Source organism: Cupriavidus sp. CuC1 (genome assembly GCF_044627735.1).
In the GTDB taxonomy this organism is placed as follows: Bacteria; Pseudomonadota; Gammaproteobacteria; order Burkholderiales; family Burkholderiaceae; genus Cupriavidus; species Cupriavidus ulmosensis.
Window position 1 is genome coordinate 10,617 of sequence record NZ_JBIUHC010000075.1, and the last position, 20,398, is coordinate 31,014.

General features: G+C 62.5%; 12 protein-coding genes. All 12 read right to left on the bottom strand.

What is annotated here, in order from left to right; all coding sequences use genetic code 11:
* Positions 1 to 94: 94 nt before the first annotated feature.
* Positions 95 to 8,866: a choice-of-anchor Q domain-containing protein gene (locus tag ACGLHR_RS28350; RefSeq protein WP_400097642.1), complete on the bottom strand. Its 8,772-nt coding sequence runs from the start codon at positions 8,864 to 8,866 to the stop codon at positions 95 to 97.
* A gap of 17 nt (positions 8,867 to 8,883) precedes the next feature.
* A complete protein-coding gene (locus ACGLHR_RS28355; RefSeq protein WP_318235437.1) occupies positions 8,884 to 10,479 on the bottom strand; it encodes a multicopper oxidase family protein in 1,596 nt (531 codons plus the stop codon).
* A 13-nt stretch (positions 10,480 to 10,492) separates the two neighbouring features.
* A complete protein-coding gene (locus tag ACGLHR_RS28360; RefSeq protein ID WP_400097644.1) occupies positions 10,493 to 11,983 on the bottom strand; it encodes a multicopper oxidase domain-containing protein in 1,491 nt (496 codons plus the stop codon).
* 261 nt (positions 11,984 to 12,244) lie between these two features.
* Complete coding sequence (locus ACGLHR_RS28365) at positions 12,245 to 12,787, bottom strand: type II secretion system protein (RefSeq protein ID WP_318235435.1); 543 nt, start codon at positions 12,785 to 12,787, stop codon at positions 12,245 to 12,247.
* Between the two features lie 65 nt (positions 12,788 to 12,852).
* Positions 12,853 to 13,242 (bottom strand): type II secretion system protein, encoded by a 390-nt coding sequence (locus ACGLHR_RS28370; protein WP_318235434.1) that lies wholly within the window; start codon positions 13,240 to 13,242, stop codon positions 12,853 to 12,855.
* Between the two features lie 8 nt (positions 13,243 to 13,250).
* The gene (locus ACGLHR_RS28375) at positions 13,251 to 13,769 is read right to left on the bottom strand and encodes a type II secretion system protein (RefSeq protein ID WP_400097647.1); all 519 of its coding nucleotides are present in this window, start codon (positions 13,767 to 13,769) and stop codon (positions 13,251 to 13,253) included.
* A 3-nt stretch (positions 13,770 to 13,772) separates the two neighbouring features.
* Complete coding sequence (locus ACGLHR_RS28380; protein ID WP_400097649.1) at positions 13,773 to 16,097, bottom strand: secretin N-terminal domain-containing protein; 2,325 nt, start codon at positions 16,095 to 16,097, stop codon at positions 13,773 to 13,775.
* On the bottom strand, positions 16,098 to 16,709 hold the full coding sequence (locus tag ACGLHR_RS28385; RefSeq protein ID WP_400097651.1) for a hypothetical protein: 612 nt from the start codon (positions 16,707 to 16,709) through the stop codon (positions 16,098 to 16,100).
* The gene (locus ACGLHR_RS28390; protein WP_400097653.1) at positions 16,706 to 17,272 is read right to left on the bottom strand and encodes a hypothetical protein; all 567 of its coding nucleotides are present in this window, start codon (positions 17,270 to 17,272) and stop codon (positions 16,706 to 16,708) included. Before ACGLHR_RS28390 ends, ACGLHR_RS28385 begins: the two co-directional genes overlap by 4 nt.
* Positions 17,269 to 17,802, bottom strand: a complete 534-nt coding sequence (locus ACGLHR_RS28395; RefSeq protein WP_400097654.1) for a hypothetical protein — start codon at positions 17,800 to 17,802, stop codon at positions 17,269 to 17,271. The genes ACGLHR_RS28390 and ACGLHR_RS28395 overlap by 4 nt, the downstream gene beginning before the upstream one ends.
* Positions 17,799 to 18,707: a hypothetical protein gene (locus ACGLHR_RS28400; protein ID WP_400097656.1), complete on the bottom strand. Its 909-nt coding sequence runs from the start codon at positions 18,705 to 18,707 to the stop codon at positions 17,799 to 17,801. Before ACGLHR_RS28400 ends, ACGLHR_RS28395 begins: the two co-directional genes overlap by 4 nt.
* A complete protein-coding gene (locus ACGLHR_RS28405) occupies positions 18,688 to 20,391 on the bottom strand; it encodes a GspE/PulE family protein (RefSeq protein ID WP_318235427.1) in 1,704 nt (567 codons plus the stop codon). The genes ACGLHR_RS28400 and ACGLHR_RS28405 overlap by 20 nt, the downstream gene beginning before the upstream one ends.
* Between the last annotated feature and the right edge of the window lie 7 nt (positions 20,392 to 20,398).

A 20,398-nucleotide genomic window follows, 5' to 3' on the forward strand; every position in this document is an offset into this window, starting at 1 on the left:
TCACCCTGGTGGCCACTTGTTGCTGGTTCTTTGCCACGGGAGGCGCGCCACAGGCCGCGCCTCCCTCCCTCTTTCACTTCGGCTTGGACCCTTCCTAACGGGCTGCCACTCCCGTCAAGGCCGACGTCTGCGTACCGGCCCCATCGGTAATGCTGAGCGTGCCGTTCTGCGCGGAATTCGCAGCATCCCGACCGGGAGGCCTGAATTGCACGGCGATCGCGCAGGTACCGTTAGGATCCAGGCTAGTGATACGGTTCGCCGCGGTCGGGTTGACCGTGCCGCATGTCGTCTGCTGTGGAACGATGAAGTAGTTCGTGCTGTCCACCGTGATCACCGGACTCGCAATGTTTGTCAACCGTACGCTGCCGGTGTTCTTCAACGTGAAGATATGAACTAGCCCCGCCTCGCCCCGCTCGACTCTGCCGAAGTCCTGCGTGGGCGGCGTCAGGCTCGCCTTGGGCGCGGCGCCGGCTACGAACTCAACGGCCCCGATATCGAATCCGCTACCTTGCGGTCGTGAGGTGCCGAAAAAGTCCTGCTTCGGCGCTCCCGCGCTGTTGGCGGCATCGATTGCTGGTGAACCCGACGTGATGGAGTAATCGCCAAGCGGGACACCGTAGCCTGCGCTGCCCGACGAGATGCTCGCGTTGGCCAGGGAGAGCGGTCCGTAGGACATATTGATCCACTGGTTGCCTTCATCCGGGGTAGCAGTCGGCATCAGGCCGAAAAGCGGGTTGGGCAGGACAGCGTCCGCGATACCCGGAGGCACGGAGAATCCGACCCCACCACCTTCAGGCGGCACTCGCGAGCCATTGCAGTACTTGCTGACCACGGAGGGATCGGAACCCTGGTTGTTTGCCCCTTGGTAATCGGCGGCGTCGGTCAGGATCGAGTATCGCGGGTTGAGCGTCACGCCCGACTCATGCTTGCTCGGCCCGGAGTCGCCGAAGGCGCCGATGTCCCAGTAGACAGCCTTGGGATCGCAATAGCCCGTCGTCTTCGTTGCCTGGTTCAGCGTCGGGATTAGCGTCACGGTGTTCTGCAAGCCCGGTATCGATGGATTGGTGTCACCCACCTTGATGTAGAACGAGCGGTTCTGCCAGAAGAGGTTGTTGGACAGCACCGGGTTCGAGAACGTGGTACAGGCCGTGGTGCCTCCCGGGCAGGTAACGCTCGAATTGTTGAACGCGCCGATAAAGTTTGTCGTATGACGCGCCGTCTCCAGGCCGGCCGGCTGGTAGGCCGACGTCGTGATGGGATCGCAAGTCGTCTCCGCGCCCACGGTGGTGCAATTCGTCGGCGGCGGCACATTGGCCTGAGTGGCTGCGGCCGTGTTGAAGAGTACTCCCGCCGACGCGGTCGCATCGTTGGAAACCACCGTGTTGTTGATGAAGTTGACCGCCACCGCATCCTGGAGCGATACGCCACCCCCCGCCCATCCAGCGACGTTATTCACGATGATGTTGTTGGTGACGGAGACCTGGTACCACTTCGTCGGATCGTTGGGACTGCGTTGCACATCGGTGCCGTTGATCATCTGCAGCCGCAGCCCGCCGCCCTTGCCGCTCTCTGCCGTGTTGCCGATGATGAGATTGCCATCGATCGTCAGGCCAGGGCCGGCGCCGTCGGAAAGCTGTGGCGCGCAATCAAGGTCGACCAACTGGTTCTCGCAGAAGGTGCCATCCGGCGGCACACCTTGGGCGATAATGCCGCCGCCATAGGTGGGTAGCGTCGGGTTGTTGCTCTGGTTGAAGAGCACCAGGTTGTGCGAGATGTCGCCGCCAGCGCTGAACCCAAAGTGGGCAACGCCGCCGCCGTCACCGCTGCTCATATTGCCGCACACCCAGTTGTAGTTGAAGCGGTAGTTGTCCGCACCCGAACAGAAGGTCACACCGCCGGCCGACGAAGGCGTGGTCGAATTGATTTCGTCGCCGTAGGAAGCGTTGGAAGTGACCGAGTTGTGATGCACGTTCACGTTCGTGTTATAGCCGAACGGAATCTGGGTCACGCCGTCCGCGCCGCCTATGGTCCCGTCCGGCACTTCCACCTGGCCAACCGTGATCCCCCCGGTGAGCGTGCCGGCATTGCCGAAGACGCGGTTGTTGGAAATCTCCATGTTGTGGTTCCAGCCGTGCAGGAAGATGCCGCCACCGCCTTGGGAGCTGTTGGTGAAGGTAATGCCATCGATGCGCGACGGGTTGCAGAGGAAGTTGCTGGGATTGTTTGCGCAATCCGTTGCACTTGCCGTCAGCGGCACGCAGATGCCATTTGCGATGCAATTGGGGTCGGCCTGTCCACCGACGTCTTGCACGCCTTTCCCCAGAACCGTAATCGCCGCGCCTTCGTAGGCACCCATCAGCGTGGGCTCTATCAGAAGCTCGCCCAGATTGCCGTTGAGCGTATTGTCCCATCCGACGGTTGGCTCGAGTGGTATCGGGTCAATCCGCCGCTGCATGGCCAAGGGATCGGTCGACGCACCCGTGCGGCAGCTGTAGGTATTCGTCGGATCGAAGGGATTCGTCGACGAAATCGCACCGCCGTTGCGTGACACGCCAAACAGGCAGCTGACCTGCGCGCGCCAGGGATCCATCTTGCCCGAGGGATGGGTATTGGCATTGACCGTCACCGAGGCAGCGCCCACGCCTTGCAGCCGCACCGGCTTCCACATCAGCAGCATCTCCTTGTAGACACCCGGGCCCACGATGATCAGGTCGCCCGGCAAGGCGTTGTCGATCGCGGTCTGGATGGCGTTGCTGGTGGCGTTCTCGCCAGCGACGTAGGTCGGCGTATTGCCGCCGATGGTAACGCTGACCGTGTCCACGGACTTCTTGCCATTGCCGGCTGTGATCACCAGTTCGCCGTGATCCGACGACGGCAAGGCAGGCACGGCAACCGTGATCGTCTGGTCGCTCCACGATTGGATCGTCGCAGGTGCGCCGCCGATCGTTACGCTGGAAGCCACAGCGCACGTACCGCCCACGCTGGTGCACTGGCTTCCGAAGCCATAGTGGCGCTGGATGAACTTCTGGTTGTAGGGGGCCTTGCTCGCTCCTGGTCCACTATAGGCATGGTTGGGTACCTGCTGGTCGCCCAAGGCGGTGATCGTCAAGGTGTGGCCCGCAGCGCTGACCCAGGGGCCGGCACCGCCGTTGCTGACATCGCCGACTACCGTCGAGATCGCAGGCGTGGCATCCGGGTACGCGCAGTCAGGCTGGTTATATCCATCCGCGAAAGCCTGGACGGGTACCACCGGCGTGTCCATGTACTGGGTCTGTCCCGGCATGAATGGGATCTCGTAGCAGAACTGGCTGTAAGCAGGGTTGTACAGGGGATCCTTGATCGTCTGTCCGGGATGCGCCGGGTCCGGCATGTCAGGGTCGTTCATGCACGCGACCATCATCGTCGGCGCATAGCCGGTCGGATTGGGCGGGTTGACCTGCCAGGTGGAGTAATTCAAGCCATTGAAGATGCCCCACTGGTCGGCATACACGCGCGCGACTTCGTTGCCGGCAAAATCCTTCATGGATACCGGCAAGTTGGGCACGGCAAACTTCTCGCCGAATTGCGGCGAATACGGGTCGAACTCCGAAGAGAAGTCGTCCAGCATGAAGCCGGTGAAGTGCGCCGCGACGTGCGTTGAGCTGAACACCCAGAATTTCGCCAGCACAGTCATCTCGTCGGTCAGCGTCACCTCCTTGCGGTCGCACAGACGCCGCTTGGCTCCCGCGAACGGCGCCACTTCCTGCGCGCCGGGAAACAGGCTGAGGTAGTCGGGAACAATGCGCGAGGCACCGACGCAAGGCCAGAAGGTCTCGACGCTCCCCGTGTCGCCCTCATGCCGGGGAGAGGATCCCAGATCCGTGGTCGGGTTCTGCGGATTGTTCCGGTTGTACGTGGCATTCACCGCCGCTTGGTCAGGCAGGATGAAGATGCTGCCCAGGCCCAAAAACTGCTGGGTCACCGGCGCGATGTAGTTGTCGCCGATGAGGATGTTCTTATCTTCCTCTTTCACCAGTTCGTAGCCCGGGGGCACAACCACTTCGACCACATACTTGCCGGGGGGCAGCATGGGCGTTCCGCCTTCCTCGCCTCCGCCAGTCGCGGGATTGCGCACACAGATGCGGCAGTTGGTGCCGTTGGGCTTTCCAGTTCTCGGATTCCTGCCTGTCACGCTGGGGAATTGATACATCCCATCGTAAGGCGCCGGCTGCAGCTGATTGAACATGTGCATGCCGTCGTAGCACTTGAACTGAGATTTTGCGGGCAAGGAGCGATGTTGCGGATCGAGCCACTGGGTGCTGTTCTGCAAAGTAAAGAAGTATGGGTCGGTGGTTTCCTGGCCTGGACAGTTCATATTAGGCACGCCGTCAGAGCGGAAGCCCTGCGCCCAAACATCCCAGCTGCTGGTCGTGGTGGTGTCAACCAGCGTCAAGCTGGACGTTCCATCCGGAGCGGTGCCCTCTTGATACAGGTTGACGGTTACGTTCGGCACGTTAGGCGTCCAACTTGTGTGGATCAGCAGCGCGGGATCGTCAAATGGCCGCGTCGAGGCGTAAATTACCTCACCCTTGATGCCGCCGTTCTCATTCGTGGCGAACGGCGCCTTGCCAAACTCGATGAACGAGCTCTGGCCAGAGAAGCCCTGCCAGCCCAGGGTGGTCACCGATGGGGGATCAATCCGGCCGGTCGAAGGATTGGACGCACTGCTTCCCGGGCCATTCAGGATCGAATAACCGGTGCAGTCCGCATTGTCGCAATACACCGCCCCGGGTACCCGAAGGTGGGGAGGGAGATGGGCTGTCGCGGATTCCGTTGTGTTGGCGAAATTCTTGGCAATGGTCGAACCACCTCCATCTTTCGTGCCATCCGGCGGGCCGCCTGCGTCGTAGACCACGTGTACACCCGTCTGCTTGAAGCGGGTCGTATCGGCTTCAACCACATACCAGTTGAACAGCGGGAATACCTCGTTGAACGCGGCGTAGCCGTTGAGGTCGGTATTATTGAAATTGGAATAGCTGCCGTCGCGGAAGCGGATGTTGGTCGGAACCAGCGTCAGACCAGGCTCGCCGTCTTGCGACACACCGTCGCGGTTCAGGTCGATGAAGGTCCGGGTATAGAGATTCGTGTGCCATTGCAGGACCGCCAGGTCTTTGACATCGACATTCCTTGCATCGGGTCCCAGTTTTACTGCCGTGGCAAGGCCGTCGACGATCTGGTCGTTCCACTGGTCGAGGACCGTCAATCTGAAGGTGCCATCGGGAATCCCGGTAAAGCTGAACTCACCTTTGTCATTGCATTTGGCGAATGCAATATCCTCGCCGTCCGGATCTCCCAGGCTCACAAAGCACTGAGTGAAAGCCAGGGAGTCACGCGAACCGCTGCTGTAAAGATGCTGGTTGGGCGGGCGGCTGTAGTGCAGGTTGGTGATTCTGCCCTTGACAGAATTCTGGCACGAGGCTCCGGGAAGATCGCATACCCCAGTCTTCCCATTGGTCCTGCGCGCATTGATGATCTTCGCGTTCGCGAAGCCCACGGAGACGTGGAAACCCGCCGGCCCAAACTCCTGAAAGTACGCTGGCCCGCCTACCTTGATGAAAGCGTCATGGGCCTTCTGTCCGTCGAGCGTATTCGTCTGGAGCCACTCTTCCCCCTTGGCAATTCTATCGGCGGCCGGCGTTGCGACCACGCCGTACCTGCCGGGCATCAGGTTAGCAATGATGGCCTGGCCGACCAAGGGCGAGAGTGTCGTGCCATCGGACTCATATTTCGGGCAGGTTGGAATCATGCCGACCAGTCCGTCTTTCGCCGATTTCGGCGATGGTGAAATCGGGCACGCGTTTAACCCCGTGCGCGGATCAATCATCCCCTGCAAGGAATTGGACAACGGCATGTTGAACATGTCGTAAGTCATCTGTCCGGTCGGGTCCCCCGTGCCGCCAGCGTCATCGAAGAGCTTGATCTCAAAGCCTCCCAGTCCCGGCTCCCGGGCCGTCCCAAAGGCATCGGTTCCGCCGCTGACGTCCACTTCGCCATTGAGAGGGGCGTCATCCTCGAACACGAACACCGAAACCTTCGCCGTCTGCAGTGGCGTTTGCTGCAGGGGCACGTTGACCACTTTCTGCGCGGGCGCGATCGGTGCGCCGCCCATGCCGTGGCCACAGCTTCCTGTTCCGGCGGTGAAATCCGTGCCACCGGGGCCGGACGGGCAGTCCTTGGCGATACTGAAAGGTCTCTTCGGTCCATTGGGGTTGGCTGGATCCACCGGTTGGGGACCGCCAGAGCCGGCAGAGAATGTATTGCCGGCATCGCCGGGCAGGATCGATATGTAGTAGTGTTTGGTCGGGTCGAGCGCTACGTCCTTCGGGTCGACCGGGGTCTGCTGCCCGGCGTCCGTGCGACAAACGCCATTGCCGATGTCGCATACGGCTGGCATGTGCGAATTGCTCGCCGGGTCGAAGACCGTCTGGCCCCCCTCGCAAGCGACCGTGCCGACGCAGCCCGCAGCGATGACCGGCATGTAGCTGGTATGGAAACTGGTCCCTAGGCTCGGCACCGGCAGAGGCGGACAATTGGCGGGCCGCTTGGCAATGTTCACCTGGCATGCAGGGTCAACCTGGAAGGTACGGTCTTCCTCGATAATCCAGCGGTAGTCGGTGATCTGAACCGGTTTCGCCCCCGGCAGCACACTCGGCGCGTCATATACATTGACGGTAAGGCCGCTGCCACCCTTGAATGTCAGCGTCACGGTTGCGGGCTTGCTCGGCGTCTTTTGCGAATTCACCGCGGTATACTTGAAGCTCATGCTGCCAGTTGTTCCGGGGCCTGGCGGCGTTGTGGGCACTGCCGTGAATGACCCGTCCGTATTCAGCGTAACTGTGCCGCCTGTAGCGCTGACAAGCGAGGCTGTCAGCGGAAGTCCTGATTGATCGCCATCGTTCGCCAACACGCCGGGCGCGCTGATCTGCAGCCTGGACCCGACGTTACTGGTGAAACTGTCGTCGACGGCCGTCGGCGCCCGCCCCAGGCAGCTGCCCGTGCAGGCGGACAACGTTACCTTCGCCTTGAGCGCAGGATTACCGTTCGCCTGATACGTGAAGCTGTCGGACGTCGTACCGGAACCGGGCGCATAGGCAAACGTACCGTCGATGTTCAAGGTGACCGTGCCGCCCGTGGGCGCTGTCAGGATCTGGACGCCGTAAACACCGACATCGTTGGCAATCACACCCTTGGCGGGGTCCGTAATGGTCACGTTGCTGCCCGGAACCAGGAAGTAGGAGTCAGGGTTAGCCTTCGCAGTGACGCCGCTGGCGGGTAGCGTAGCGCCATTGGCACCGAAGTAGGCCAGCATGCCGCCGTCACGCTGATTGTTGGTAGACAGGCTCAACTGGCGGTCAAACACCGCCAGGGCCGCAGGCGCGGTCGCAGGCGCCACGGGTACCGGCGCATTGATTAAGACATCGTAAGTCTTGCCCGCTGCCAGGAAGACTTCGTTCTGGATCCGGCGGTTGCCGGGAAGGAGGTTGCCGTCTTCCGCAACCAACGAAAGGCCGGAGACAACCTTCGGCGTGCCTGAGCTACTGTCGCTGGTTTGCGCCCCGACAATGGAGGGCACGTGCATGCGCAGGCCAGCGTTCACGAGGCGCACCAGGACCGTACCGGTGGCGTTGGCAGGGTTCGTTGCGAACAGCGAGCTCGCTGCCTTGGTCCTGTCAAAGGCGACGCCATTGATCAGGTAGTAGCGCGGGTCGTAGTTGACGGCTGGCGGATAGCACGCGGCGGCGCCATCGCTGCAAAGAACGCCTTTCGTCACCAATGCCACCGCGAGTTTTGCGTCGGTGCCCGTGCCAGACTGTCTCGTTACCGTTGCGTCGGGAATTGAATAATAGCCCGTGCCGCCGCTGTCAACCTGGATGGAGGTGATTGCGCCGGTGGAATCCACACTTGTGACGTGGGCCGTCGCCGCCACTGAAGAGCCGCCGCCGGAAAATGCGATGGTCTCGCCGCCCTGGTAGCCAGTACCGCCGACAGGGTTGCCGGCGTTGTCGAGTGCCACCGACACGGAACTAACCGTATCCCTGAGAACACGGGCGGAGGTCTCGCTGAAGCCCGCAGCCTTCACCGCTGCATCCACGGCGGCGTTTTGCGTGGCATCGATTTCACTGAACAGCAGTGGAACCTCGCCGTTGTAGGTCACGCCCGGATAGGCTACGCCCAGCGCCGGTACCACGGGAGCGGTTGTGACCACCAGCACGCCATAAAGACCCATGGGACCCTGGATGGAGGGGTGGGTTCCCGATTCAATCAGGTAAGTACCGGGCTTGAGACCCTTCCACAACAGCTTTGCTGAGCTTCCGGTCGTCACCTCGGTTGCAAACGACTGGACACGAACCCCCTGAGTGGGTGGATTGAAGGTGGCGCCATTGCTGTCCCCGGCGATCGGCCAGGTAACGCTCTGGATGGCATGGGCCGGGCTGGCCACGGTTGCTCGCTCGGCGCCCAGACCACCGCCCAATTGACCAACGATCACCAGCGACGTGGGTATGCCCGCGGTAGCACCCGGAGGAACCGGCAGATTGTTCTTGAGGTTGATCGTCAGGTCGCCGGGAGGCACGGTAATCACTACAGGCGACCAGGCCGTCCCGGCATTCGGGTTCAAGCCCTTGCAGGTGGCGCGCGTGCCGGGACCATTGCAGGTGTAGCCCCACATCGGCACAAGTTGTCCGTCGGGAAGCGTGGTACTGGTCGCGTTCGCTGTCAGGTCGACACTCTGCGCGAAGGACACGCAGCTTGCCATGAAGAGAACCGATGCCGCGAGGCCTGTCTTGACCAAGTCGAAGAGGCTCGCCTTGAACTGGTTGGATCTCATCGCGTTTCCCCTGACCTCTAGTTGGCTTCGTTAATATTGAAGGCTTGTGGATCGACAAGCATCATCATCATCATCCCGCCCGGGAAGATATTGTTCGTGGTGATCTCTCGCTCATTGTGCGAGTGCCACATGAAGGCGAACCCAGCTTCGCTCGTCGGAGGGTTCGCGACCGTGCCCGAGGGCGGCGTGGTGCCCGTAGGGCCAACAGCGCGGACCGTCGCATCGGGCCCAAGGTAAGGACTGCCGCCATACCAGGTACCGTTCGTCAGGATGTTCGCATCGGGCAGCGTAACAGGACCGCCATTGCCGACCTGGCCGAACGGATGGGTCTCGAGGGCCTTGTTATGATCCTGGCACCACTCGTAGTAGTTCGGCGCCAGCGGATCGTCCGTGTAGTATCCGTTCTTGTCCGGGTTGCAGACCACTGGCTTGCCGAGGTATCCGGGGAACTTCGGGTCGGTGTACACGCCGCCCTCGACATGACCGTATACGTCCCAGTTGAGGCCTCTGCCCGTCCAGTAGAAGATGCCATCCATCGCCAAGCCAGGCGTGGTCGTCGTGGTGAACAGCAGTGGCCCGGCAGGCGAGGCATTGTCGGTCTGACTGAGCAGCAGATTCCCGTCGCGCGCCAGCACCCGCACGTGATTGCCGTGCTCATGGAACGGATGCTGCCAGCGGCCGGTACCGATGATTCTCAGCAGCACGAGCTCACCGGGATGCATATGCGGATTGCCGTTGTATGGCTGGTGCGGATACTGCACGGCATAATTCGGATCCATGTCGTCGGGCATGGAGCGGCCATTGATCATGAAATAAGCCGGATGGTAGGGCTCGGTCTCCACCGTCATGCAGCCGCTGGGCCGTGTGCACGCCTTCCCGGCCGGTGTCCCGACCTGCTGTTCCGCCTGGGAATGGATGCGGGGATCCATCTCGGAGAACTGGAACAGGTACTCGCGGTCGTAGCACGCGGCAGGGTTAGAGTAGGCCGCCGCGGCGTTGCGGTAGTCAGTCTGCCCGTCCGGCAGCGTGCTGCCGACGGCACGGCAGCCAGAAGGTACGGTGGTCGGCAGAACAATGATCGCGCCATACAATCCCATCTCTATCTGCAGGTCGCCCTGCGTGCCGCTGTAGTAGCCATGGGTACCCTCAGTCGCTGCGACGAAGCTATAGGTGACCGACCCGCCGTGTGCGGCCTCCCTCGTGAGCAGGCCTGGCACGCCGTTTGACGTGGTGACCTGGAACCCGGGAAAGAGAATCGAGGTGTTGCCTGCGGCCGCCGGCAGGTTGTTCCTGAGCGTCACTGTCACGGTGTCGCCCTTTCTGACAATCAGCGTCGGGCCAGGTATCTGCATACTCGGACAGGCCGCGCCGGGCATTGCCGCCGGCGAAAAGCCGGCCGGCGCAGCGCCGCCGGGCCGGCACCCGTAACCCCAGGAATAGATACTCGATCCATCGGGCTGGCTAATACGGGCGGCCTCGGCAGTCAGATCGAAACGCGTCCCGGTGATACCCGGCGCGGCGGCTTGCACCGGCACGCAGAGCAGCGCGGCGAGGACAGCGGAGGCGAGTCGCGCGAAATTCGCGATCCACGTTTTGCTGGTAATGTGGCCCACGGCTCTTCTCCCACTAATTGGCACAGACCTTGGTAGTCGGGTCCACCGTCTTGCAGATGTGGACCTCGGTCATCAAGCCACCGAAGTTCTCGGCGTCATTCGAAAGGTGATCCAGATTCGGCGTGTACAGGTAATACGTGGATCCCGCCGGGTACAGGATCATGTCGCTTGCGTCCAGGATCACATCGATCGATTCACCGCCACCCAACGTGATTGAGTTCGTGTCGTAGGCCAGATTGTTGCCCGCCATGTCACGCAACAATCTGGCGTTGACGCCTACCACGTGCATCGGGATGCCGAGCGAGGCCAGCGTCTGGAACTCGCTGACATCGAGATCCGAGATCCTGAGCAGCGCCTTGCCACCAACCGGGATGTTTATCAGCGTTGGCAGCGGTTGCGAAAAATGCGGGGTGCCATCCGCTACCGGTGTACTCATCGCCCCCGCCGTCAGCGTGTCCGGATAGCTCCGCCCATTCAACAGAAAGTACTTGTCCTTCATGTCGGTAAAGGGCTCCGGGTTGAAGGTCATGCCGACGAAGTGGAAGTTCGGATCAAAACCGTGGATTTGGATCGGATACTCGACGTCGTAGGCGGTCGAGCCATCGCCGTCGTTGTAGGCATACAGGGTCGGCGAGCCACTCTTGTCGGGCTTGTGAGTAGCACCGTTGTCCTTTGCCGGCAGGGGCGTCGAACACAGAATGTCGGCGCCGCACTTCGTGCGCGGATCGTTCTGCTGGTCTTTCAACGCGGCATACAGCGACGCCCCGGCAGGGACCCGGTTTTGGCGTGGCCGTACATAGATCTGACCCACCATGCCCATCTGGAGATGCTCCGGCGGGGTGATGTGGCAGTGCCAGAAGTAGGTTCCCGCATCCGGCGCCAGGTAGTAGTAAGTGAAGCTCCCGCCAATGTTGATGGCGACGGAGGCATCCGGCACTCCGTCGTAAAACGAGGAGGCGTTCGGGTAGCCGTGGAAGTGCACCGTGTGCTGCTCGAACAGGTCGGGGCGCATGATCATGCCGACGTTCGTCAGGGTGAGGAAGAATTCGTCGTCCTCGTCGATCGCCATGGTGGGGGCCGGCATGTTGCCGTTCATGACGCCGACATCCATGATCGCCCGTGCATCGACGTGGCCCGTGATCGCGCCGCCGGCATCCGGATCCGGGACGAGGCCGACCGCGGCATTCGGCTCTATATCTATGGGCTTGCGAAAAACGGACGCCTTCTGCGTGCCAGGGAGGCCGTTTTGGATGTCGGTAAGGCCTGATAATGGACCGAAGGCAAACAAGTAGGTCTGCGTGCCGTCACCCATCGTTGCATAACCGTCACCGCCCGAGATCTGCTGACACTTGATGCCATCGCTGACAACGCCCGCGGCCGACTTTGGGTGAAGCGGCGTTTCTTCCGGACATTGCACCCGAAATGACTGGGCGACCGCGGGTAAGGCGAAGAGAAGCAAAACCAGCGCCGACAAGCCGCCGCGATATATGCGAGTACTAAACATATAACCTCCTTCCTGCGGGTCAGCCAGCGCGATTCCCGTAGGACATCTATTTCCACGCCCGCGGCAACGACACCCGTCCTTGCCGGTCATCACTGATCAATGCGAAGTGCCACGCCCCATGAACCGTCTCGCTCCCGGGACGCCCTTTTTACGTTCTCTCCCCACGCTTGTATTGTGGATAACGCCGATGAAGCTTTGCATGGGTCAACACCCTACTGATGCGGTAGGGCAATCCATCGAAGGCTCCTGCGCCGACGTGCATCATCTGGAACGCCCATTGGGACTGAATGGAGAGGCGTTGTTCACGCCTGTGCGCCGGGCAGCTGCATCGGCCTGACCGGTCGAATCTTGCGTACCCGGATTGGCATTGCTCGCGCGGCTTCGGCGGCCTGGCGGCAGATAAATAAACTGCCACTCGCCATAGGTTTTCGCATTGGCGAAATCCGTGTAGCGGCGTGGGAAATTCGCGTGCTTGACCGTCGGCGCCGTGGACTTGCTATAGACGCCGTAGATACGGTCGCCGTCATGAAGGAACAGCCAGTCGTTCTTCCCGGTGATCGGATCCGGGTAGGCACGTCGCAGATGGTGTAGCGGCACCGGGAAGCGCTTGTCTTCCAGCAGGTCGTCGACCGATGCCGGCAGCGTCCGGCCGGCCATGTAGTAGCGCTGGATTGCCAGCCTGTACTGGTTGCCGACGAACAGCAGCTCCTCTTCCTGCAACCGTTGCCGTTGCAGCGCCCAGACATCCAGCGCGGCCAGCAATGCCACTGAAACAAGGATCAGGGCGATCAGCAGCGTCAGCAAGACCAGGCCGTGGGCGCCGTCACCCCGGCGATGCCGCCTCGAACAACGCGTACGGCGAAGGCGGCTCATTTTTCCGTTGCCGCGGTAGCGGCCGGAACCGCCGCCGCTTCGCTCGCCGGCGCAACGTCGTAGACGCCGGACTTATCCGTATCCGGCGACGCTATGACCGTCCAGCTGGTGCCTCCCGTGACGGGATCTTCCGGCACGCTGCGCAAATAGTGCTTTAGCACCAGCTCGTCGAGATTCTCAGGATACTGGCCGTTGTCACCGAAGTATTTATCGATCGCATCTCGCATCACGGCCAGGTTCTGCCGTTGCACCTGCTCCTTGCCGCGATCAATGCTGCGCAGGTAACGCGGTAGCGCAATGGTCAGCAGCAAACCGATGATCGCCATCACGACCACCAGTTCGATCAAGGTAAACCCATTGAGCCTGCGGCTGCGAGCGGGTTTCATCGTGCGCCTCACCAATCTTTGTAGGGAATGCCGTTGATACCCAGGCGGTCACTCTTGGATGTCACGTCAAACACGTCATTGCCGCCTTGCGGGCTGCTCTCCACACTGCCATAGGCACGCGAGTTCCAGGTGTCCTCTGCCGGCGTGGTGGCGTCGCCGTTGAAGAACGGGTCGCGCGGCACGCTGCGCAGGAACATCAGCAGCCCGGCCTTCGGATCCTTCGCATCCTTTACACCAGTCACCAGCATGGTCAGTGTCGGCGGATAGCCGGAAGCCCCGACTTCTCTTTCGATCGATCCGTAGTCGCTGGCGTCCTTGTAGGCGTCCAGCGCCGTACGGATCTGTCGCAGCGCCAGCCTCAGCTCCTGCTCCTTTTCACGCTGCACCATCAACTCGGAGAAGGGCAGGATGGCCAGCGCGACAATGCCGACAAGTGCCAGCGTTACCACGAGCTCGATCAAGGTGAAACCGCGGCCCTGCGGGAGCCGGCGGCCGCGGCATCGTGCGCAGATAGCCTGGGGTGTCATGGGTCAATGCGTCCCGCCGGGGATCGGGTAGAGTGGGTTGTCGCTGGACATATCGCCCGGCGGCATCTTCAGGATTGACGGTGGCGCAGGAAAGGCCCCCGCCGCGGGTGCAGGCACTGCCGCCGCGCCTGCCGCGCCAGTGGCGTCCGGCGCGGCGTTCGCATCAGCCGGCGCGGCAGCGGCAGGCGGTGGTGCCGGCGGCGCGGCCTGGATGGCCGGGAACCGCCCCGCATACGGATCCGGTGGCGGGGTCGTGCGTGGCGCCACGGGAGCCTGCCCGAGCGAGCCTCTGGGCGGCAGCGGAGGCGGTGAGACCGGCGATGCGCTGCCGGCGGCAGCCGCATTTGCACCCTCTCCAGCGGCCGCACCGCCGACACTCGCCGGCGCCAGGGACACCACGGGTGCGACGGGTGCCACGGGCGCAACAGTACCGCCGCCAACCCTTCCTGGCTTGACCGGTGCGATGGGAGCATCAACAGGGGGCGCCGCGGCGCGGGTGGGATCGAGACGCAACTGTTCGGTGCGCACATTGGCGTCCGTTCCCGACCAGATCTCACGCGTGTCGGCATCCGCGATGCGTTGAGGCCGGATGATGTGCGGGGTGATCTGCAGAACGATTTCCGTCTTGATGTGATCGCCGTTGTGATCCGAAAACAAACGGCCGAGAACCGGCAACTGGCCCAGGCCAGGCACCTTGTCCGCCGTGGTGCGATCGGCATCCGAAATCAGGCCACCGAGCACCTGTGTCTCGCCGTCCCTCAGTCGCAGGCTGGTCGATGCGCTGCGTGTGCCGATCTGGTAAGCCAGCGAGCTCAGGCCGGTCTGTGCGTTGCTGCTCGATATCGTCTTCGTAATGTTGCTGACCTCGAGATTGATCTTGATGCCGACGTCGTCGTCGCGGTAGACCTGCGGCTCAACCTCAAGCTTGATGCCGACATCCAGGTACTGGATGTTTTGCGCATAAGAGGGACCGCTGGTACTTGGGGTGCTCGAGCTCGATATCACCGGCACCTTGTCGCCAATCAGGATTTTCGCCTTTTCCTTGTTGCGGGTGCGGATACGCGGACTGGCAAGCAGGTTCGCGTCAGTATCGCTAAGCTTGAAGTTGGCGGTTGCCGACAGCCCGCTGACCACCAACTGGTTGATAGGCAGCGTGTGCAGCGCCCCCCATGTGGACGCTGTACTTGGCGTGGCCATCGTGAAGCTGTTTGGCCAAGCAATCCCAAGGTCCGTCAACCGCTCATGAGACACCTCCAGGACTTGAACCTCCAGCATGACCTCGGGTTCGGGAAGGTCCTGTGCGGCAATCAGCTGTTCCGCGAGCCGGATCATGTCCGGCGTACCGCGAAGCGACACGGTGTTGGCGTGTTCGTCGATCACGATCTCCTTGACCTTCAACAGGCTCTTCAGAAGTACCTGCACCTGTTTGGCGTCGATGTTGGACAGCTGGAAGGTTCGGACCTTCAACTCTTGATACTCCAGCTGCTTGTTTGGCGTGGCCGGGTAGATGAAGAGCGTGTTCGCATTCAAGACCTTCTTGTCGAGCTGGTTCTGCAGCAAGATCAGATTGACCGCATCCTCGATCGCGGCGTTGGTGACAAAAATCGTCGTCTTGAGGTCCGTGCGCACATCACGGTCAAAAATGACATTCAATCCCGAGGTGCGGGAGAGCCCTTCAAAGACCATCCGCACATTCGCATCGCGAAACTGCAGGGTTACCGGCGTACGCATGATGGAGGCGGCGGCGCTCTTCTCGTCCCGCGCCGCCCGCAGTTGCCGGCGCTTGTCTTCGATCAGCCTCATCATCTGCTGCGCCTGAACATTGGTCGGATTCTCCATCAGCACGTCATGAACACGTTCTGCCGCGCTGTCATACGAGCCGCGTTGAAGCATCCGTTCGGCTTCAGCCAGAATCACAAGGTCGCGCAGATCGATCTGGAGCGCTGCGCCGAGTTTGCGCCCTCGCTCGCTGGTCGGGTCGATCCTGCTCGCCTCGTCGAGCTTCAGGATGGCCTCATGAAACTGGCCGCTTGCCCGCAGCCGATCCACCTCATCCAGGATCGCCTTCATCTGGCCGTTGCGTTCGTGCATGTAGTTCATCTGCACTTCCGCATTGGTGGGCTGACGAATGCTCGCCGTACGCAGCGCGCCTGGCTCTACCGCGCAGCCACCGAGCACCATCGCTATGAGAACCGCGCCGAATCCGCACGCGTGGCAGCTGGCATAAGACGCGGGAGGAGCCGTGCAATTTGACGCGGCTATCGACCTGAAGGGCGCGTTGCAGTGGTCTACTCTGCAGGCATTGCCCGATCTGCGCGGGGAGTTCATTTACTTTCCTTCGCCCTGGGTGGACATGACCTGTTTCACATTAAGCGGCAGATAGGTAAAAGCCACACCTGTTGCCGTGATCGACTCAAGACGGTATTGCCCGTCAATCACATCGCCCAGCGAGACGATCAACAGGCGGTCGCCGCTGCTCAGGAACACCTGCTCCTTCGAAGCGTCCGCACCCAGCGCGCCCACATAGGCAAACGGCAACGGCGGCGCCGTGGGTGGCGGGGGAGGCGGGGCCGCAGGAAGCGGCGCCGGTGGCGGAGGTGGGGGAAGCCATGACGAAACGCTGAATGGATCGTGCGCCGTATCTGGCGACAGGGGGGCACGCAACGCCGCAAGCTGCTCGCGCGGCGCTATCTCGGCAACCGTGCGTGCCGCGGGTTCGCTCGCCGCTGCCTGCGTGCGCCGCGGAGTCGCCGCAGTCGGAGCCGAAGGCGCGGCCGGCATGACGCCTGTCTTGCTCGGGATGCTGCGCCCATAGGCGGCCTTGATTGCGGAGACCACGTTCGACGCGCGGTGCTCTGGCGCCTGGTCCCAACCTATCAATGCAGCGATCGCCAACCCAGTGCCGGCGATGAGCATCCTCCTGACCAAAGCGCTGTTCATGGCCGGCTCGCCCGATAGATCAGATCGAAGCGGATGCGCGCATCGAGAACATTGCCATCCACCGCCGGCCGTTCGACATGAATCTCCTGCAGCGCGGCGTTCGGCACGCTGTTGAGAACCGATGCCACAAAACGGCGGATCGTGCCGTACTGGTCCTTGACCGGCAGCACGACCTGATAGTGCGTAAATCGCGCCCCTGGCTCCGTGACGATCTGGTACTGTGCCGACCCCAGGGTCAGATGGCTCTCCCGCGCCTGGGAGAAGATCACGGCGATGTCGTTCCCGCTCTCGGCGAAGGTCGAGAACAAGGCCGGCAGCTTGCCCAGGGAATTCACGTCGGCCGGCGCCCGGCTAGCATCGCCGGGATGTCGCGTTTTCGCGGTACGGGCCTGCCGTGTGCTGTCGAGCAAGCCTCTCGTCTGCGCTTCCACGGTGGGAATCGCGGTCCATGTCACGGCGGCCACACCTAGCGCCAGCGCGCCAAGCAGGCCTGGCACGCCAAATGTGCGCCGCATCTCGAAATGCAGGGTCAACAGCCGGTCGGCAAGCCTGTGCGTCTTCATGGCTTTCTCCACACTGCGACGATCTGGAAGCGGACCGGCGTCCCGGGTACGTTGGTCTCGATCAGGTGGCCGCTCAATACAGCCTCGTGCAGGAGCACGCTGCCTTGCAGATACTTCAGGTAGGCGATCATCCCGTCGGCATCCTTGGCCTCCGCCGTGATGCGGATCTGGCTTTGCGCGGGACTTTGATCAATACCGATCAGCGCAACGTCGCGGGCAGGATAATCTTCCACGATGGACAGAAGGCTCTGCCAGGGCACGGTGAGCTCGCGCAGGATCGCCTCGCCCTGCTTTTCGGCCAGTTTGGCGGCAGGCGTGGGGGGAGCGGCCTTGGGCGGGTGCTTGCTGGAGGATGTCTCGCGCGCCGCGATCTCGAACTGGGTGCGAGCCCGATCGTTGTCCTGGTATGCACGCCACAGGGCCCTGGCGCTGAGCAGCAGCACCAATCCCGCCAGGAGCAGCAGCACGACGCCGGTGGGCGCCAGTGTTGCCGGGCGCCGGCTGAAATCGATCTTGAGCGGCGGCATCATAGCGCGAACCCCATCAAGCGCAGCGGCGCTGAGGCGCTCGACACGATCTCCTGCAAGCGGCGCACGGTGGCAAACCGTTGCTCGAACGCGGAAGGATCGAGGTCGATCCCGCCCAGGTAGATCGTGCAGTCCTCTCGTCGCGTATTCGAGAACCGTTCGAAGACTTGCTCGGTAATGGCAGCGAGCCGCAGCGTATCGGCGACATCGTCGGCAAACAGGCGATGCGCGCCATAGGCCACCCAGCGGTGATGGTCCATCAGCACGGCGTGCAGTACGGTTTCGGCCACCATCACCAGCATCGAAGCGCTGCCGTCGACGGAATGCCGCGCCCGATTCATCGCCTGAGGCAGCCCCAGCATCAGGCCTTGCACTTCCACACGCGCCGCCGCGCTGACATCGCGGATGCCATCGTGCAGCGATCTCGACAACGCGCTGGCGAACACCGCCCTCCCCCCGCGCTGCATCACGGTGCGGATCACGATGGCATCGCCATCCAGCCCGAACGTTTCCGCGAAATAGCTCCGGGCGATTTCATCGACCTCCCGCATGCGCATGGTGCGGAAGTCGCCCCGCAGTATCCCGTGATTGGCCCAGAAATCATCCAGCACGATGAACGCACGGCGCTTCGATTTCGTCCCGCGTCCAGGAGTACCGGGCACCTGCGCCAATGCCTGGCGGAGGACGTCCAGCGCACCTTGCTCGGAGAATTGCTGCTCCTCGGCCATGGCGATGCTGGCGTGCTCGATGACCGGCGGCAGGGCCGGCGGCGCGCCTACAGCCTGTACCCTGCGCCGGGCACGCTGCGCCAGGCCAAGCAGATACTGCAGCCGCGTGGGGCGCACCCCGACCGCGGCTGCGCAGGTTCCCAGCCCGATTGCGAGGACATCATTCGACGATCGTGACACGATTGATCTCCTCGAGGGTCGTTTCGCCCATCGCCATCAGGCGGACCGCCGCGGTGCGCAGGGTCTCCATCCCGTGGCGCATCGCCGCGTTCTTGATGCGGCCGAGCGGTGCTCGCTCCGACAGCAGTTCGCGCAGTTCGTCGTTCATCCGCAGTGCTTCCGCGATGGCTCGTCGTCCGCGATATCCCGAGCCACGGCATGCGGCGCAGCCAAGGCCCCGTCGGAAGCGAAAGCCGGCCGCCGCCTCGGGATCGATCCCGGCACGTGCCAGCGCGTCCGGGTCTCCCGCCTCCTCGATCGCGCATTCGGCGCAACATTGCCGAACCAGGCGTTGCGCCACCACGCCGTTCAATGCAGCCACAAAGCTATAGGGATCGACGTCCATATTGGTGAAGCGGCCGATGACGTCGAACACATTGTTCGCGTGCACGGTCGTAAAGACCTGATGCCCGGTGAGCGCCGCTTGCACGGCGATCTGCGCGGTCTCGGGGTCGCGGATCTCACCGACCATGATCTTGTCGGGATCGTGTCGCAGGATCGAGCGCAGCCCCCGAGCGAACGTCAGCCCCTTCGCTTCGTTCACCGGGATCTGGAGGATATCGCCCAACTGATACTCGACCGGGTCTTCAATCGTCACGATCTTGTCGAGGCCGTCGTTGATTTCGGTCAGGATTGCGTAGAGGGTGGTGGTCTTGCCGCTGCCCGTGGGCCCCGTCACCAGCAGCATGCCGTACGGCATCGATGCGACCGAGCGCATGAAGCGCATATCGGCCTCCTGGAAGCCGAGCGCCTCGAGCGTCAGCCCTCCCGCCGCCTGCGATAGCTGGTAGCGATCGAGAATACGAAGCACGGCATCCTCGCCGAACAGGTTCGGCATGATCGACACACGGAAATCGATGTCCCGCCCCGCGTACTGCGCCTTGAAACGACCGTCCTGCGGCACCCGCCGCTCGGCGATATCGAGCTCCGAGATCACCTTGACGCGCGACAGCACCTGGTCGGCGACGCCGCGCCCTTCCGCGCGGCCGACGACCGTCAGCACGCCATCCACGCGGCATTTGATCACCAGGCCGTTCGCCCTGCATTCCAGGTGAATATCGCTGGCCTTCATCTTCAACGCGTCGTAGATCGTCGAATTGAGCAGGCGCACCACCGCGCTGTCATCGCTGCTGATGCCCTGCAGCGTCAGGGCCAGTGCGGACGGGTCATTGGTGCGCTGGATCGGGTCATCGAACGCGAGCGTATCGAGCGCGCGCACATCCTTCTCGCGCGCGGCCAAGTAGGCAGACAGGTCGCCAACACTGGCCAGCGCCCAGCTGTAATGCACGGTGGGGCGTGCGCGCATGCGCTGGTCGACGCAGCTGCGGGTTCGTGTGTCCAGCGGGTCGGCGATCACGAACAGCAGGCCCGTGCCCTGCCGGAAGCCTACGCATAGCCTGGTCGCCGCCTCGACGAAAGGCAGGACGTCAAACTCCGGCTCGAGTTGATGGAGCTCACGGATGCTCACCGGGGTCATCCTGAACTCGGCCGCAAGCTGCGCGAGAACCTCTTCGGCACCTATGGCCTGTTGCGCGAACAATGCCTCCAAGGCGCGTATCCCGGAACCGTGGCGCTCGCCGAGTTCGCGCAGAGTGGCCCGGAACTGAACACTCCCGCTTTCCATGTTCGTGCCGTTCGGGTCCATGACGTTA

What these genes read in the sequence shown, in the direction of transcription:
- ACGLHR_RS28380 (WP_400097649.1), bottom strand. Translation starts at nt 16,097, where the DNA reads ATGAACTCCCCGCGCAGATCGGGCAATGCCTGCAGAGTAGACCACTGC.
- ACGLHR_RS28390 (WP_400097653.1), bottom strand. Translation starts at nt 17,272, where the DNA reads ATGAAGACGCACAGGCTTGCCGACCGGCTGTTGACCCTGCATTTCGAG.
- ACGLHR_RS28395 (WP_400097654.1), bottom strand. Translation starts at nt 17,802, where the DNA reads ATGATGCCGCCGCTCAAGATCGATTTCAGCCGGCGCCCGGCAACACTG.
- ACGLHR_RS28370 (WP_318235434.1), bottom strand. Translation starts at nt 13,242, where the DNA reads ATGAAACCCGCTCGCAGCCGCAGGCTCAATGGGTTTACCTTGATCGAA.
- ACGLHR_RS28385 (WP_400097651.1), bottom strand. Translation starts at nt 16,709, where the DNA reads ATGAACAGCGCTTTGGTCAGGAGGATGCTCATCGCCGGCACTGGGTTG.
- ACGLHR_RS28360 (WP_400097644.1), bottom strand. Translation starts at nt 11,983, where the DNA reads ATGTTTAGTACTCGCATATATCGCGGCGGCTTGTCGGCGCTGGTTTTG.
- ACGLHR_RS28375 (WP_400097647.1), bottom strand. Translation starts at nt 13,769, where the DNA reads ATGACACCCCAGGCTATCTGCGCACGATGCCGCGGCCGCCGGCTCCCG.
- ACGLHR_RS28405 (WP_318235427.1), bottom strand. Translation starts at nt 20,391, where the DNA reads ATGGACCCGAACGGCACGAACATGGAAAGCGGGAGTGTTCAGTTCCGG.
- ACGLHR_RS28350 (WP_400097642.1), bottom strand. Translation starts at nt 8,866, where the DNA reads ATGAGATCCAACCAGTTCAAGGCGAGCCTCTTCGACTTGGTCAAGACA.